The sequence below is a fragment of the Glutamicibacter sp. genome, assembly GCF_050701915.1.
GTDB lineage: Bacteria > Actinomycetota > Actinomycetes > Actinomycetales > Micrococcaceae > Glutamicibacter.
The window spans coordinates 14,945-30,167 of the sequence record NZ_JBOGEG010000006.1 but is presented as its reverse complement, the minus strand read 5'-3'; the positions used below and the strand labels follow the sequence as shown (position 1 = coordinate 30,167).

At 61.5% G+C, this 15,223-nt stretch carries 14 protein-coding genes; all 14 read left to right on the top strand.

Features of this window, described 5'->3' with window-relative positions; translation table 11 throughout:
• The first annotated feature begins 102 nt into the window (after nucleotides 1-102).
• On the top strand, nucleotides 103-1,035 hold the full coding sequence (gene thrB / locus ACRDT3_RS06170; protein WP_431492143.1) for a homoserine kinase: 933 nt from the start codon (nucleotides 103-105) through the stop codon (nucleotides 1,033-1,035).
• Between the two features lie 335 nt (nucleotides 1,036-1,370).
• Entirely contained in the window at nucleotides 1,371-3,596 is a 2,226-nt protein-coding gene (gene rho, locus ACRDT3_RS06165; RefSeq protein ID WP_431492142.1) for a transcription termination factor Rho, read from the top strand.
• Between the two features lie 188 nt (nucleotides 3,597-3,784).
• Complete coding sequence (gene prfA / locus ACRDT3_RS06160; RefSeq protein ID WP_431492141.1) at nucleotides 3,785-4,858, top strand: peptide chain release factor 1; 1,074 nt, start codon at nucleotides 3,785-3,787, stop codon at nucleotides 4,856-4,858.
• Between the two features lie 7 nt (nucleotides 4,859-4,865).
• Nucleotides 4,866-5,723, top strand: a complete 858-nt coding sequence (gene prmC / locus ACRDT3_RS06155) for a peptide chain release factor N(5)-glutamine methyltransferase (RefSeq protein ID WP_431492140.1) — start codon at nucleotides 4,866-4,868, stop codon at nucleotides 5,721-5,723.
• Nucleotides 5,724-5,757: 34 nt separating this feature from the next.
• Entirely contained in the window at nucleotides 5,758-6,441 is a 684-nt protein-coding gene (locus ACRDT3_RS06150; protein ID WP_431492139.1) for an L-threonylcarbamoyladenylate synthase, read from the top strand.
• Complete coding sequence (locus tag ACRDT3_RS06145) at nucleotides 6,438-7,559, top strand: MraY family glycosyltransferase (protein ID WP_431492138.1); 1,122 nt, start codon at nucleotides 6,438-6,440, stop codon at nucleotides 7,557-7,559. Before ACRDT3_RS06150 ends, ACRDT3_RS06145 begins: the two co-directional genes overlap by 4 nt.
• 256 nt (nucleotides 7,560-7,815) lie before the next feature.
• Nucleotides 7,816-8,163 carry a hypothetical protein gene (locus ACRDT3_RS06140; protein WP_431492137.1) on the top strand — a complete coding sequence of 116 codons (348 nt, stop codon included), beginning with the start codon at nucleotides 7,816-7,818 and terminating at the stop codon, nucleotides 8,161-8,163.
• A 285-nt stretch (nucleotides 8,164-8,448) separates the two neighbouring features.
• A complete protein-coding gene (gene atpB, locus ACRDT3_RS06135) occupies nucleotides 8,449-9,240 on the top strand; it encodes a F0F1 ATP synthase subunit A (RefSeq protein ID WP_102597914.1) in 792 nt (263 codons plus the stop codon).
• Nucleotides 9,241-9,347: 107 nt separating this feature from the next.
• Nucleotides 9,348-9,560: an ATP synthase subunit C gene (locus tag ACRDT3_RS06130; RefSeq protein ID WP_013348621.1), complete on the top strand. Its 213-nt coding sequence runs from the start codon at nucleotides 9,348-9,350 to the stop codon at nucleotides 9,558-9,560.
• A gap of 80 nt (nucleotides 9,561-9,640) precedes the next feature.
• The gene (locus tag ACRDT3_RS06125) at nucleotides 9,641-10,195 is read left to right on the top strand and encodes a F0F1 ATP synthase subunit B (RefSeq protein ID WP_013348622.1); all 555 of its coding nucleotides are present in this window, start codon (nucleotides 9,641-9,643) and stop codon (nucleotides 10,193-10,195) included.
• Nucleotides 10,195-11,007, top strand: coding sequence for a F0F1 ATP synthase subunit delta (locus ACRDT3_RS06120; RefSeq protein ID WP_133834462.1), 813 nt, complete (start codon nucleotides 10,195-10,197; stop codon nucleotides 11,005-11,007). The genes ACRDT3_RS06125 and ACRDT3_RS06120 overlap by 1 nt, the downstream gene beginning before the upstream one ends.
• A gap of 125 nt (nucleotides 11,008-11,132) precedes the next feature.
• Nucleotides 11,133-12,770: a F0F1 ATP synthase subunit alpha gene (gene atpA / locus ACRDT3_RS06115; RefSeq protein WP_133834461.1), complete on the top strand. Its 1,638-nt coding sequence runs from the start codon at nucleotides 11,133-11,135 to the stop codon at nucleotides 12,768-12,770.
• Between the two features lie 76 nt (nucleotides 12,771-12,846).
• A complete protein-coding gene (locus ACRDT3_RS06110; protein ID WP_133834460.1) occupies nucleotides 12,847-13,740 on the top strand; it encodes a F0F1 ATP synthase subunit gamma in 894 nt (297 codons plus the stop codon).
• Nucleotides 13,741-13,775: 35 nt separating this feature from the next.
• Nucleotides 13,776-15,221 (top strand): F0F1 ATP synthase subunit beta, encoded by a 1,446-nt coding sequence (gene atpD, locus ACRDT3_RS06105; protein WP_133834459.1) that lies wholly within the window; start codon nucleotides 13,776-13,778, stop codon nucleotides 15,219-15,221.
• The last annotated feature ends 2 nt before the right edge of the window (nucleotides 15,222-15,223 follow it).

Here is a 15,223-nt window from a genome sequence, read left to right as displayed (position 1 = left end):
CCCAACGGCCCGCCGCGCCTTTGATTCTCCCGGACTGGGGGAGCCAATCGTGGCGGGCCGTTGCGCACCCACTACCTTTCGCACCGAATCCTTGAAGGAACCATGACGCAGCAGATCGCCCTGGGCCAGAAGTTGATCGTTTCCCCGCCGGCCACCTCCGCCAACCTCGGTCCTGGCTTCGACTCGCTGGGCCTGGCCCTGGAATACCGCGACCGCCTCGAAGTGCGCACCGCGCAGTCCAGCAGTGTCGAGATATTCGGCGATGGGGCACAGGAACTGCCACGCGATGAGTCGCACCTGATCATCAAGGAAATGCACCGCTACTGGAAGGACGCCGGTTTTGAACCGGTAGGAATCCAGCTGGTGGCGCATAACAATATCCCGCACGCGCGGGGCATGGGATCCTCGGCCGCCGCGATTGTCGCAGCCTACGCCGCTGCCGATGCTCTGCTTCCCGCCGAAGCCCGCGGCGGGATCGAGCGGATCTTCCAGGCAGCTGCGGCGTGGGAAGGGCACCCGGACAATGTGGCTCCGGCGGTCTTTGGCGGGCTGAGCATTTCCGCCACCAATGCGGACGGCAGCTTCAGCTCGGTGCAGGTGCCGTTGCACCAGGACCTGCGCGCGGTGCTGGCGATCCCGTCCAACGGCTTGTCCACCGAGGTCGCTCGCGGCGCGCTGCCCGCACAAGTCGACCACTCGGTAGCCGCGGCGAACAGCGCCAGCGCCGCGCTGCTGATCCATGCGCTGAGCAACGACCCGAGCCAGCTGCTTGGCGGCACCAAGGACTACCTGCACCAGGACTACCGCGCCGCGGCGATGCCCGAAAGCGCGGCGCTGATTGCCAAGCTGCGCGACGCAGGACTGGCCGCCGTGGTCTCCGGTGCCGGACCGACCGTGATGACCCTGGTCGCCGGCGATGATCAGGTAGCTGCCGTGCAAGCGGTGATCGACGAATTTTCTGCGGGTTCTTCAGTGTCTTGGCAGGCGCAAGTTCCCAAGCTGGCCTCCAACGGTGTTACAGTAGAAGTGCTGTAACACCATGGCAGGCCGGATAGCTGGGCAGTAGCCCGGTCCGAATCCTTTGTGGCCAGTGTTGATGCGGATAAATTCGGTTCTTGAACCCGATTTCATTCGTCCAGCCGTCCCGGATCCTCCTGCAGTTCGCAGCACCTTTGATATCCCGCATTCAGGTGCGTCTTCGTGCCTAGGAGATATCAGTCTCTTTAATCCACTGCAGTTTCGTCCCGATTTCTGGGCTATCTTGCGGGGAGAAAGTGAAGTAGCCACGAAATCTTCGGCTACGGAACATCATTTACGGCATAGTGGGCCTGCCTTGAAGCGGCCCATCCTACGAGTCAGAAGGAACTTTCGTGACCGAAACCACGAGCCTCAACGAAGGCGTGGACACCAAGACTTCCGAAAACAAGAGCGCCGGCCTGGCCTCTTTGAAAATGACCCAGCTCCAGCAGTTGGCTTCGCAGCTGGGCATCACCGGCGGTTCGCGGATGCGCAAGGCTGATCTGGTCAAGGCCATCGGCGACCACCAGCGCGGTGGCTCAGTTGCCGCCAAGGACGCCAAGGCCGCACAGGAAGCAAAGTCTGCCAAGGCCGAAGCACCTGCAGCGAAGGCTGAAGCTCCAGCCGAGCAGGCCAAGGAAACCAAGACCCGTGCACGTCGTGCACCAAAGGCCGCAGCCCAGGCGCAGGCCGAGACCGAGACCGCACCAGAGGCCAGCGCAGCTGCTGAAGCTCCGGCTGAAAAGCCAGCTCGCGCACGCCGCACTTCGCGCCGCGTGACCGACTCCGGCAAGATTGCTGCTCCTGCCGAAGCCAAGGAAGCCGCTACCGAGGCTCCAGCCGAGAACCAGGCACCAGCTGAGGAGCCCAAGGCCCCGCGCCAGCGCCGCAACTCGCGCAACAACAAGCCAGTTGACCAGCCAGCAGAGCAGGCAGCTGAGCCAGCCGAGGCGCCAGCCGAGAACGCCGAAAACAGCGGCGAAGCGCGCGAGGAACGCCGCGAACGCGGTAACCGCCGCGAGCGTGGCAACCGCCGCGAGCGCAACACCGATCGCAGCGAGCGCACCGAAGCTGCCGAGTCGGAGAACGCTGAAGAGCGCACCGACCGCCGCGAAGAGCGCCGCGAACGCAACAACCGCCGCAACGAGCGCAACAACGATCGTAACGACCGCAATGACCGCAACGACCGCAACGATCGCAACGAGCGCAACAACGACTCGAACGACTCGGAGAACACCGAGGACCGTGCTGAGCGTGGCGATCGCAATGACCGCCGCGAACGCCGCGAGCGCAACAACGACCGCAACGATCGCAATGACCGCAGCAACCGCCGCGAGCGCAACAACGACCGCAACGAGCGCAACAACGACCGCAACGACCGCAATAACCGCAACCGCCGCAACCGCCGTGATGACGACGAGCCGCAGCTGAGCGAGGACGACGTCGTGCTGCCGATCGCCGGCATCCTGGACGTGCTGGAGAACTACGCCTTCGTGCGCACCTCCGGCTACCTGCCGGGCCCGAACGACGTCTACGTCACCCTGGGCCAGGTCAAGAAGTACAACCTGCGCAAGGGCGATGCCATTGTTGGCGCCATCCGCCAGCCACGCGAGGGCGAGACCCCGAACCCGCGCCAGAAGTTCAACGCCCTGGTGCAGCTGACTTCGGTCAACGGCAAGAAGCCAGAGGACAACCGCGAACGCGTCGAGTTCAACAAGCTCGTCCCGCTCTACCCAACCGAGCGCCTGCGCCTGGAAACCGACCCGAAGCTGGTCGGCCCACGCGTCATCGACCTGGTTGCGCCGATCGGCAAGGGCCAGCGCGGCCTGATCGTCTCGCCTCCAAAGGCCGGCAAGACCCTGATCCTGCAGGCAATCGCCAACGCGATCACCGTCAACAACCCGGAAGTGCACCTGATGATGGTGCTGGTTGATGAGCGTCCCGAAGAAGTCACCGACATGCAGCGCACCGTGAAGGGCGAGGTTATCGCCTCGACCTTCGACCGCCCGGCAGATGACCACACCACCGTGGCCGAGCTGGCCATCGAGCGCGCCAAGCGCCTGGTGGAAATGGGCATGGATGTCGTGGTCCTGCTGGACTCGATGACCCGCCTGGGCCGTGCCTACAACCTGGCCGCTCCTGCCTCGGGCCGTATCCTCTCCGGCGGCGTCGACTCGGCAGCGCTGTACCCGCCGAAGCGTTTCTTCGGTGCAGCCCGCAACATCGAGAACGGCGGCTCGCTGACCATCCTGGCTACCGCCCTGGTGGAGACCGGTTCCAAGATGGACGAGGTCATCTTCGAGGAATTCAAGGGCACCGGCAACATGGAGCTGCGCCTCTCGCGCCAGCTGGCCGAGAAGCGCATCTTCCCGGCAGTGGACGTCAACGCTTCCTCGACCCGCCGCGAAGAGCAGCTGATGAGTGCCGAAGAGGTGCGCATCATGTGGCGCCTGCGCCGCATGCTCTCGGGCATCGATCCGCAGCAGGCACTGGAAGTGCTCACCGGAAAGATCCGCGAAACCGGATCGAACGCGGAATTCTTGATGCTGGTCAACAAGACCACTCCAAACAAGGATTAGCACCACCCACCGCCATGGCGTCCAGCCAGCTTGCCACCCCGGCAGCTGGCTGGACGCCATCGGCGCGTAGTGACACCTCGCACGCCGGCCTCGGCCGGCGCAGCGTTTAGAATTGAATTCCAGCAGAGCCAGAGCCGCAATAAGCGCCGGCACTGCGCGGAAAACGCCAACAAGGAAGCACACCCACCATGTTCGAGTCCGTCAAGTCGCTACTAGAAGAGCATGCCGCCATCCAGGCCCAGCTCTCGGATCCAGCGGTGTACGCCGACCAGGCGCTGGCCCGCAAGCTCGGCCGCCGCTCGGCACAGCTGAACGGCATCGTCGAGGCCTACAACAAGTGGCACGCCGCCACCGATGACCTGGAAGCAGCCAAGGAAATGGCTGACGAGGATCCGGACTTCGCAGAAGAGGTGGAAACCCTCACCGCCGCCCTGCCAGAGCTCGAAGAGAAGCTGCGCCGCTTGCTGATCCCGCGCGACGAGAACGACGGCCGCGACGTGATCCTCGAAGTCAAGGGCGGCGAGGGCGGCGACGAAGCAGCGCTGTTCGCAGCCGACCTGCTGCGCATGTACACCCGATTCGCCGAGAACAAGGGCTGGAAGGTGGAGATGATCTCCTTCAACGAGTCCGATCTGGGCGGCTACAAGGACGCCCAGGTTGCCATCAAGGGCAAATCGAACGACCCGGCCGAAGGCGTATACGCCCAGCTGAAGTTCGAAGGCGGCGTGCACCGCGTGCAGCGCGTGCCGGTAACCGAATCCCAGGGCCGCATCCACACCTCGGCTGCCGGCGTGCTGGTCCTGCCGGAAGTGGACGAGCCCGAAGAAGTCGACATCCACCAGAACGACCTGAAGATCGACGTCTACCGCTCCTCGGGCCCCGGCGGCCAGTCGGTGAACACCACCGACTCCGCGGTGCGCATTACCCACCTGCCCACCGGCATCGTGGTGGCCATGCAGAACGAGAAGTCGCAGATCCAGAACCGCGAAGCCGCGATGCGCGTGCTGCGCTCGCGCCTGCTGGCCCACCAGCAGGAGATCATCGACAAGGAGAACTCGGCCCAGCGTGCAAGCCAGATCCGCACCATGGACCGCTCCGAGCGCATCCGCACCTACAACTACCCGGAAAACCGCATTGCCGACCACCGCACCGGATACAAGGCCTACAACCTTGACGCCGTGATGGACGGGGACCTGCAGCCGGTGGTTGAATCCTGCATCCAGATGGACGAGGAAGAGCGCTTGGCAGCGCTGGGCGAGTAACCACGCCTTGGAAGAACTAACTGCCGTACGCCGCCAGGCGATTGCGGCGCTGGCCGACGCCGGGGTGCCAAGCCCCGGCGTCGACGTCGATCTGCTGCTCTGCCACGTGCTGGGCATTGACCGCTCGCAGCTGAAGCTGCGCGAACTGCGTGGCGAGGGCTTCGATCCGGGGCACCGCGAGCAATTCACCGCGCTGGTCGCTGCCCGGCGCACCCGCATCCCGCTGCAGCACCTGACCGGGGTGGCGTACTTCCGCTACCTGGAGCTCAAGGTGGGGCCGGGGGTATTCACCCCGCGGCCGGAAACCGAAACCGTGGTGCAGCAGGGCCTTGATTTCCTGGCTGCCCAGGGCATCGGCAGCCCGCGGTGCATTGATTTGTGCTCGGGCTCCGGGGCCATCGCCGCGGCCCTGGCCAGCGAAGTGCCAGCAGCCAGCGTATGGGCCGTAGAGCTCTCGGATGACGCCATTGGCTACACCCGGGCCAATTGCGAGCCGCACCGGGTCATCGTGTTGCACCAGGACGCCACGCAGGCCCCCGGGGAACTGGAGGGCACCATGGATCTGGTGATTTCCAATCCGCCGTATATTCCGCCCAACGCGGTTCCGCGCGAGGTCGAGGTGCGTGAGCACGACCCGCAAATGGCGTTGTACGGGCTGGGGGAGGACGGACTGGAAATTCCGCGAGCCATTACCGCCCAAGCGATGAAGCTCTTGCGTCCCGGCGGCTACTACGTGATGGAACACGCCGAAGTGCAGCGCGACACCGCGGCTGCCATGCTGCGCGGGGCCGGATTTATGCAGGTTGCAGGCCATGAAGATCTGACCGGGCGCGCCCGCGCCACATCCGGCTACGCGCCGCAATAACCAAACGACACCCAGTGCATGAAAGAATGATCCCGTGAGCACAACATTTTCGGTAAGCAACGAGCAGGAACACGCTGAAGGCATCGCCGCAGCCAAGGCCGCGCTGGCGGACAAGCGCTGCATCGTCTTGCCTACAGATACCGTCTACGGGATCGGCGCTGATGCATTCAGCGCCCAGGGCGTAGCCATGCTGCTGGCCGCCAAGGGCCGCAACCGCACCATGCCCCCTCCGGTGCTGATCGCCCAGAGTTCCACCATGGACGGATTGGCACGGGACATCCCCGAGGACGCCCGCAAGCTGGCCGAAGCGTTCTGGCCAGGCGGGTTGACCCTGATCCTGCACGCCCAGCCTTCGCTGACCTGGGATCTGGGGGAGACCCGCGGCACCGTGGCGCTGCGCGTGCCCAACGATGACACCGCCCTGGAACTCCTGGGCCAGACCGGCCCGCTGGCCGTTTCCTCGGCCAACCGCACCGGCAACCCGGCGGCGCTGGACGTCGAGCAGGCCATCGCGCAGCTCGGGGATTCGGTGGATGTGTACCTTGATGGCGGCCCCCGCGGCGAGGCCGGGGAAGAAGTGCTGCCATCGACCATCATCGATTGCACCGGCCAGAACCTGCTGGTGGTTCGCTCGGGCGCGATTTCCATTGAGGAACTGCGCGTGGTCGTCCCTGGCGTTCTCGATTTGGGACAGGACGCACCGGAAACCGACGCATGAGAACATACGTACTGCTCATAGCGTTCAGCTTTACGGTTTCGTTCCTGCTCACCCCGATCATCCGCACCCTTGGCCACCGTTTCACCGGCAACCAGCTGGTGCGCGAACGCGACCAGCACGAAAAACCGATCGTGAAGTTCGGCGGCCTGGCGATTATCGCCGCCTTCGCCGCAGGATTATGGCTGGCCAGCAACTTCCACTTCTTCCGCGGGGTCTTCGGCAATGACGACGCCATCCGCGGAATCGCCTACGCCCTGGGCGTCATCGTGCTCATGGGCCTGGCCGATGACATGTTCGACCTGAAGTGGTGGCTGAAGCTCGCCGGCCAGATCCTGATCGGCTGGCTCGTCGCCACCCATGGAATCGTCATCCAGTCCCTGCCGGTGGGTTCGTGGCAGATCGATGAACAATGGCTGCAGATTGTAGTGACCGTTTTCCTGATCGTGCTGACCATGAACGCGATCAACTTCTCCGATGGATTGGATGGCCTGGCCGCTGGCCTGGCCGCCATTGGCGCGGCGACCTTCTTCGTGTACTCCTATGTGCTGGCCACGCACGTGAGCGCGGATGACTACGCGAACATCGGGGCACTGCTCTGCGCCTTGCTGCTCGGCGCCTGCCTGGGCTTCTTGCCGCACAACTTCAACCCGGCGAATATCTTCATGGGGGAGACCGGAGTCCTTGCCATCGGCATGATCCTCTCGGTGGCCGCGGTGGCGGTGACCGGTGATGTGCAGGGCTTGGAGGCTCGGCGCTTCCGCAACATCCCGGCCTACATGCCGATGCTGCTGCCGATGGTGATTGTCTTCCTACCAGTTCTAGACCTTGTGCTCTCGGTCTTCCGCCGGTTGGCCAACAAACGCTCACCCTTTTCCCCGGACGCCAAGCACATCCACCACCGGATGCTGGCCCAGGGGCACTCGGTGCGCCAATCGGTGATTCTGCTCTACCTTTGGGCGGCCGTGATTGCAGTCTCAGTGGTTTCCATCGCCTTCATCCCGGTCATTCTGGTGGTCCCGATGGCCTTGCTGTTGTTCCTAGTGGCAGCGGTTGCAACGTGGCGTCCGTTGGTGATCAAGCGGGTTGAGGCCTTACGCAAGCGCATGGGCAAAGCCTAGCCCGATCAAATAGCCAAGTAACGCACAAGCAATCTGTTTCTATCTCGTGTAGAATTCAATTTGGATCTTCTTTCATCTGCTCTTTCGGGAATGGGTGGAAGTTTCAAGTTTCATCAGCATCGATGGGTGCACGATGGTCCCTCGGTGTTGACGAAGAAAGGTTGCGGACGTGAATTCTGGTTCTGCCCGCGTCAGTGCTTCGTCAGCCCCGAAATCCATCTGGTTGCCGATTCTTGGCTTGTCACTGGTGTATTCGGTGATCGCTACCGCCGTATTTTTCCTGATTTCATGGTTGGTTGCCGATCTTCGCTACGCGCTTTCTGGCGCGCTAGCTGCCGGGATTGTGATTGGCTTTTTCGCGATTGGCATTCTCATCGCCGAAGCTGCAGGGCGAATTCGCCACTCGTGGGCCATGCCCGCGTTCTTGGGTGTCTTTGTCATCAAGGTTTTTGGTATCGCCTTCGTGTTGTTGAACCTGGGGTTGCCCGATTGGGTTAACCGCCAGGGATTCGTTCTTGCAGCAGCTATCTCCCTTGTTGCCTGGCAGGTTGGCGAGGTGCGTGCCTTCATGAAGGCTCGTCTCGCTATCTACAACGAGGAATAGAGTATTCCGCGCGACTTTGTGTCGGTGGGGTGCTGTGAGTTTGATAAGCTTACTTCGGGTCATTTTTGGCCGTCCGCTTAACTGCGGGCGGAATACGCAAGATGCATCCGCGGGGTAACCCGCAGATGGACCTCCATCAAGGTTGATGCTTTCGGCATGGGCCATGATGGGATCCCCGTTTGATCTTTTCTTCACACGGTGAGAGGCAGTTACCGCCAGTCACCGCCTTTTGCCCGTGACCGTTACTGCAGAGAGGACAGCGCGTTGTTCGCGTTTGCGCTCCCAATGGCCTCAGAAGAAGGCGGCTTCGTACCGCCATCCGTGTCCGATACCCACCTCCCGGATATTTTCCCGTGGTTCGCTGAGTACGGAACCGGTTTCGGCAAGCAGATGCTCATGATCGTTTTTTCGATCGTGCTTATCACTTGGTTCTTCACTAAGACCATCAAGAACCCGAAGTTGGTTCCAGGCAAGATGCAGTACATCGCTGAGTCCGGTTACGCGTTTGTACGTAACGGAATTGGCCGCGACATCATCGGCGAGAAGAACTTCCGTCCTTGGATTCCTCTGCTGTTCGCGACCTTCTTCTTCGTACTGCTGAACAACCTTTTCGGCGCGATTCCGTTGTTGCAGCTTCCATCGTTCTCACACGCTGGTTCTGCATACGCGATGGCTATCATCATCTACGGCACCTGGATTGCTGTAGGCCTGAAGAACCACGGTATCCGCTACTTCAAGTTGGCCGTCGTCCCGTCCGGTGTTCCGGGCTGGATCATGCCACTGATGATTCCGTTGGAAATCATTTCTAACTTCATCGTTCGCCCGCTGACGCACTCGCTGCGTTTGATGGCAACGATGCTGGCCGGTCACATGATCGTGATGCTGGCAGCTGCCGGCGCTCGTCACCTGATCGTTGTCCAGGACTCCCTGGCCATGAACGGCCTTGGCATCCTGGTCATCGTTGGCTCGGTCGCTATGTACTTCCTGGAACTGCTGATCATGGTCCTGCAGGCGTTTGTCTTCGCGCTGCTGACTGCGATCTACCTCCAGGGTGCAATTGAAGCCGACGCCCACTAGGCCAACTCTTCTTTTCTTCCAACCCACAAAGATCTTCCTTGAGCCACTCAAGGAATACCTCACAACCTACCGGCAAACGCGCGGTATCTTGAAAGGAACATAATCACATGTTGCACGGCTCCCTGAATATGATCGGCTACGGCCTGGCTGCTATCGGTTCGGCTATCGGCGTTGGCTTGATCTTCGCTGCCTACATCAACGGTGTTGCACGTCAGCCTGAGGCTCAGCGCATCCTGCAGCCAATCGCCATGCTTGGCTTCGCACTTGCTGAAGCACTGGCCATCCTGGGCCTGGTCTTCGCTTTCGTCATCGGCGCCTAGTCTTTTCGCAACTGTAGTGGCCTCGCCACTATCGCGAGGCGTACACACAAGCGGAAACTAGTAGATAAGGAATAGTGAGAATGAACAGCACTGATTTCATCCTCGCTGCGAGCGAATCGGTCAACCCGCTGTTGCCGAACCCGTGGGAAATTCTCGTCACGGGTGTTGGTTTCGCGGTCCTTCTGTTCATCGTCATCAAGGTAATTGCTCCGAAGTTCGAGCAGTCCTATGAAGATCGCGTCACCGCGATCGAAGGTGGCCTGGAGAAGGCTGAAGCAGCGCAGAAGGAAGCAGAGGAGACCTTGGCACAGTACAAGGCCCAGCTTCTGGAAGCCCGCACCGAAGCAAACCGCATCCGTGAGGAAGCTCGTAGCGAAGGTGCTCAGATCCTCGCGGATCTGAAGACCAAGGCAACCGATGAGGCAGCTCGTATCACCGAGCAGTCGCACCGCCAGATCGAAGCTGAGCGCGTATCCGCTCTGGCTTCGCTCCGCACCGACGTGGGCGCATTGGCTACCGAGCTTGCAAGCAAGGTTGTTGACGAAGCTCTGCAGGACGATGCCCGTGCCCAGCGCGTGGTTGACAAGTTCCTGACCGATTTGGAAGCTCAGCAGAACGCAGGTGCATCGAACTAATGGCAAGTGTATCGAGCGAGTCACTGGCAAAGGCTTTGGCGTTCCTGGAACCCAAGCTGGCACTGGCATCTATTGAGCTGCCTAAGGAACTGTTCGCGGTCCTGGAAGTACTGGATGCAAATGCCGGTCTCCGCCGCGCAATGACTGACCCAGCCCGTGGAAATGCCGACAAGGCAGGCCTTTTGGCTCAGCTGCTGCACGGAAAGGTCTCGGCTGACGCCGAGGACGTCGTCGCACAGCTGGCTTCTACCCGCTGGAGCTCGGAACGCGACATTAGCGATGCGCTCGAATCGCTGGCTGTCACTGCGGTCACCGCAGTGGCAGAGCAGCAGGACGGCGCTTCGGGGCTGAACAAGCTGGAGCAGGATCTGTTCTCCTTCATCGAGGCAGTGCGTGGCAATCACGAACTGCAGCGTGCGTTGGATGATGCACAGGCCCCAGTCGAGGCTAAGCGCACTCTCGCGCTGAAGCTCGTGCCTAACGCGTCGCAGACCTCGCAGGTTTTGATCTCCCAGGCAGTTTCGAACCCCCGCGGTTTGAAGCCAGCAGCTTTGGTTGGACGTTTCGTAGAGCTCGTGGCCAAGCGCCAGCAGCGCTGGATTGCCTCGGTAACCAGCTCTGTAGAACTTTCCGAAGCCCAGCTTTCGCGCCTGGAGACCAGCCTGAACAAGCTATACGGTCGTCAGCTCAAGCTCAACGCCACTACCGACCCATCGCTGGTCGGTGGACTGGTAGTCAAGGTTGGCGACGAAGTTGTCGACGCTTCCGTGGCATCACGCGTGGCCGAGTTGCGCCGCGCCTTGGCCAGCTAGGACTCATTGGGCTAGGGAGTGATCCTTCGCCTGGTGTTCCTGGCTGCCAGGACCACAACAGACTTCATTCACATTCGATTCGGTCCAATGGACCGGATCACAATTTAGGAGAGCAGGGACTGCAGATGGCCGATTTGACCATCAATGCCAACGACGTCCGCGATGCCCTAAACGAGTTCGCATCTTCCTACGAACCGGGTAAGGCAGAGCGCACCGAGGTGGGACGCGTCGTCGCCGCGAGCGACGGCATCGCCAGAGTGGAAGGCCTTCCTTCCGTCATGGCCAACGAGTTGCTGAAGTTCGAAGATGGCACCCTGGGCCTGGCCCAGAACCTCGATACCCGCGAAATTGGTGTCGTTGTGCTTGGTGACTTCACCGGCATCGAAGCTGGCCAGAAGGTAGAGCGCACCGGCGAGATCCTTTCGGTTCCAGTCGGCGACGGCTACCTGGGCCGCGTGGTCGACCCGTTGGGCGAGCCACTGGACAACCTGGGCCCAATCGCTGCCGAGGGCCGTCGCGCCCTGGAGCTGCAGGCACCAGGCGTGACCCAGCGCAAGAGCGTGCACGAGCCAATGCAGACCGGTCTGAAGGCTATTGACGCCATGATCCCGATCGGCCGTGGCCAGCGTCAGCTGATCATTGGCGACCGCCAGACCGGTAAGACCGCTATCGCGGTTGACACCATCCTGAACCAGCGTGCTAACTGGGAATCCGGCGATCAGACCAAGCAGGTTCGCTGCGTCTACGTGGCAATTGGCCAGAAGGCATCGACCATCGCTGCCGTTCGCCAGACCCTCGAAGAGCAGGGCGCACTGGAGTACACCACCATCGTGGCGTCCCCGGCATCCGACCCGGCCGGCTTCAAGTACTTGGCTCCATACGCAGGCTCGGCCATCGGCCAGCACTGGATGTACGGCGGCAAGCACGTTCTGATCGTCTTCGATGATCTGTCGAAGCAGGCTGAAGCCTACCGTGCCGTGTCCCTGCTGCTGCGCCGTCCGCCAGGACGCGAAGCCTACCCAGGTGACGTCTTCTACCTGCACTCCCGCCTGCTTGAGCGTTGCGCCAAGCTGTCGGACGAGTTGGGTGCGGGTTCGATGACTGGTCTGCCAATCATCGAAACCAAGGCAAACGACGTGGGCGCGTTCATCCCGACCAACGTCATCTCGATCACCGACGGCCAGATCTTCTTGCAGTCGGACCTCTTCAACGCCAACCAGCGTCCAGCTGTCGACGTGGGTATCTCGGTATCCCGCGTTGGTGGTTCGGCACAGGTCAAGGCCATGAAGAAGGTCTCCGGTACCTTGAAGCTGGAACTGGCCCAGTACCGCGACATGCAGGCATTCGCAATGTTCGCTTCGGACCTGGATGCTGCTTCCAAGCAGCAGCTGACCCGTGGTGCGCGCCTGATGGAACTGCTCAAGCAGGGCCAGTACACCCCGTACCCGGTTGAGGACCAGGTCGTTTCGATCTGGGCCGGCACCAACGGCTACCTGGACGATGTCCCGGTTGAGGATGTACGCCGCTTCGAGGGCGAGTTCATCGACTACCTGCGCCACCGCACCGATGTACTGACCGTGATTGGCCAGACCGGCAAGCTGGAGAACGAGACTCTGGAAGCCATGAAGACCGCTGTTGCGGACTTCAAGGCCGGCTTCTTCGGCGAAGGCGACGACAAGCTTGTCGCAGCCGGACACGAAGAGCACGACGCTCTCGATTCCGAGTCCGTTGACCAGGAAAAGATCGTCAAGCAGAAGCGCTGACAATTTCCTTGCCAAGGGGGAGCGGCGCCGGTAACGGCGCCGCCCTCCCAAGGTAGGGGATAAGGAAAGGACACACATGGGAGCCCAGATTCGGGTCTACCGCCAGAAGATCGGATCGACCAAGTCGATGCGCAAGATCTTCAAGGCGATGGAACTGATCGCTGCATCCCGCATTGGCAAGGCACGTACGCGTGTCTCGGCTTCGCTGCCGTATGCCAATGCGATTACCCGTGCAGTAACCGCCGTCGCGTCCCAGGCCGATGTCGAGCATCCACTGACCACCGAGCCGGCGCAGGTACGCCGCGCCGCCGTCTTGGTGATGACTTCGGACCGAGGACTTGCCGGGTCCTACTCCGCCAGCGTTCTGAAGCAGGCAGAGCACCTCGTGGAACTCCTGCGTGAAGAAGGCAAGGAAGTCAAGACCTACTTGGTCGGCCGCAAGGCCCAGGCTTACTTTGATTTCCGTTCACGCGAGTACGCACGAGTGTGGACCGGGGAAACGGATTCCCCGCGTTTCGAAACCGCACGCGAGCTGCGCGACGTCCTCCTTGAGGACTTCGACACCGATTTCGAGCAGGGTGGCGTGGACGAGATCCACGTCGTCTACACCCAGTTCAAGTCGATGGTCACGCAGGAACCGACGGTCATCCGTCTGTTGCCGTTGGAGGTTGTCGAGGATGAATCCGAGACCCCAACCGACGAGCTGTTGCCACTGTACGAGTTTGAGCCATCGCCGGAAGAAGTGCTTGACGCGCTGCTTCCGCGCTACATCGATTCTCGACTGTTCAACTGCCAGTTGCAGTCCGCAGCTTCCGAGCTCGCTGCACGCCAGCGCGCCATGAAGGCCGCAGGCGACAACGCTGGTGAACTGATCAAGAAGTACACCCGATTGCTCAACAATGCCCGTCAGGCTGAAATCACCCAGGAGCTTTCGGAAATTATCGCCGGCGCCGACGCGCTGAACAGCTAATTACCGATACTCCGACCAGACAAGAAGTGAGAAAGATGACTGCCCAACTCAACGAGCAGGTTACCGCAGGGGCCATCGGTCGCATCGCGCGCGTGACTGGCCCGGTCGTGGACGTCGAGTTCCCAGCCGACGCACTGCCTGCTATCTACAACGCACTGACCGCTGAGCTGACCCTCAACGGCGAAACCAAGAAGATCACCTTCGAGACCAGCCAGCACCTCGGTGAGGGCCTGGTCCGCGCAGTATCGCTGCAGGCCACCGACGGCCTGGTCCGCGGTGCTTCGGTGACCGATACCGGCGCTGCAATCTCCGTCCCAGTAGGCGACGGCGTAAAGGGCCACATCTTCAACGTGCTGGGCGACGCCCTGGACGTTGACAACTCGGAGATCCAGGTCACCGAGCGTTGGCCAATCCACCGCCAGCCTCCGAAGTTCTCGGAGCTTGAGGGCTCGACCGAAATGCTGGAAACCGGCATCAAGTCGATCGACCTTCTGACCCCTTACATCAAGGGCGGCAAGATCGGCCTGTTCGGCGGCGCCGGCGTTGGCAAGACCGTGCTGATCCAGGAAATGATCACCCGTGTTGCACGTAACTTCGGTGGTACCTCGGTATTCGCCGGTGTTGGCGAGCGCACCCGTGAAGGCAACGACCTCTGGGTCGAAATGGACGAGGCAAACGTCCTGAAGGACACCGCACTGGTGTTCGGCCAGATGGATGAGCCACCTGGAACTCGTCTGCGCGTGGCACTGTCGGCTCTGACCATGGCGGAATACTTCCGCGATGTCCAGAACCAGGACGTGCTGCTCTTCATCGACAACATCTTCCGCTTCACCCAGGCCGGTTCCGAGGTGTCGACCCTGCTGGGCCGCATGCCTTCCGCCGTGGGCTACCAGCCGAACTTGGCCGATGAAATGGGTCTGCTGCAGGAACGCATCACCTCGACCAAGGGCCGCTCGATCACCTCGATGCAGGCTGTCTACGTCCCGGCCGATGACTACACCGACCCGGCTCCAGCAGCAACCTTCGCCCACTTGGATGCAACCACCGAGCTTTCGCGTGAAATCGCGTCGCGTGGCCTGTACCCGGCGATCGACCCGCTGACCTCGACCTCGCGAATCCTGGATCCGCAGTACATTGGCCAGGATCACTACGATGTAGCCATCCGCGTGAAGGCCATTCTGCAGAAGAACAAGGAACTGCAGGACATCATCGCGATCCTGGGTATCGACGAACTGGGCGAAGAGGACAAGATCGTCGTTGCCCGTGCACGCCGTATCCAGCAGTTCCTCTCGCAGAACACCTACACCGCAAAGCAGTTCACCGGTGTCGAGGGCTCGACCGTATCGATCAAGGACACCATCGAAGGCTTCAAGGCCATTTGCGATGGCGAATTGGACCACATTGCAGAGCAGGCGTTCTTCAACATCGGCGGTCTTGACGACGTCGAGCGCCAGTGGGCCGAAATCCAGAAGGCCAGCTAATT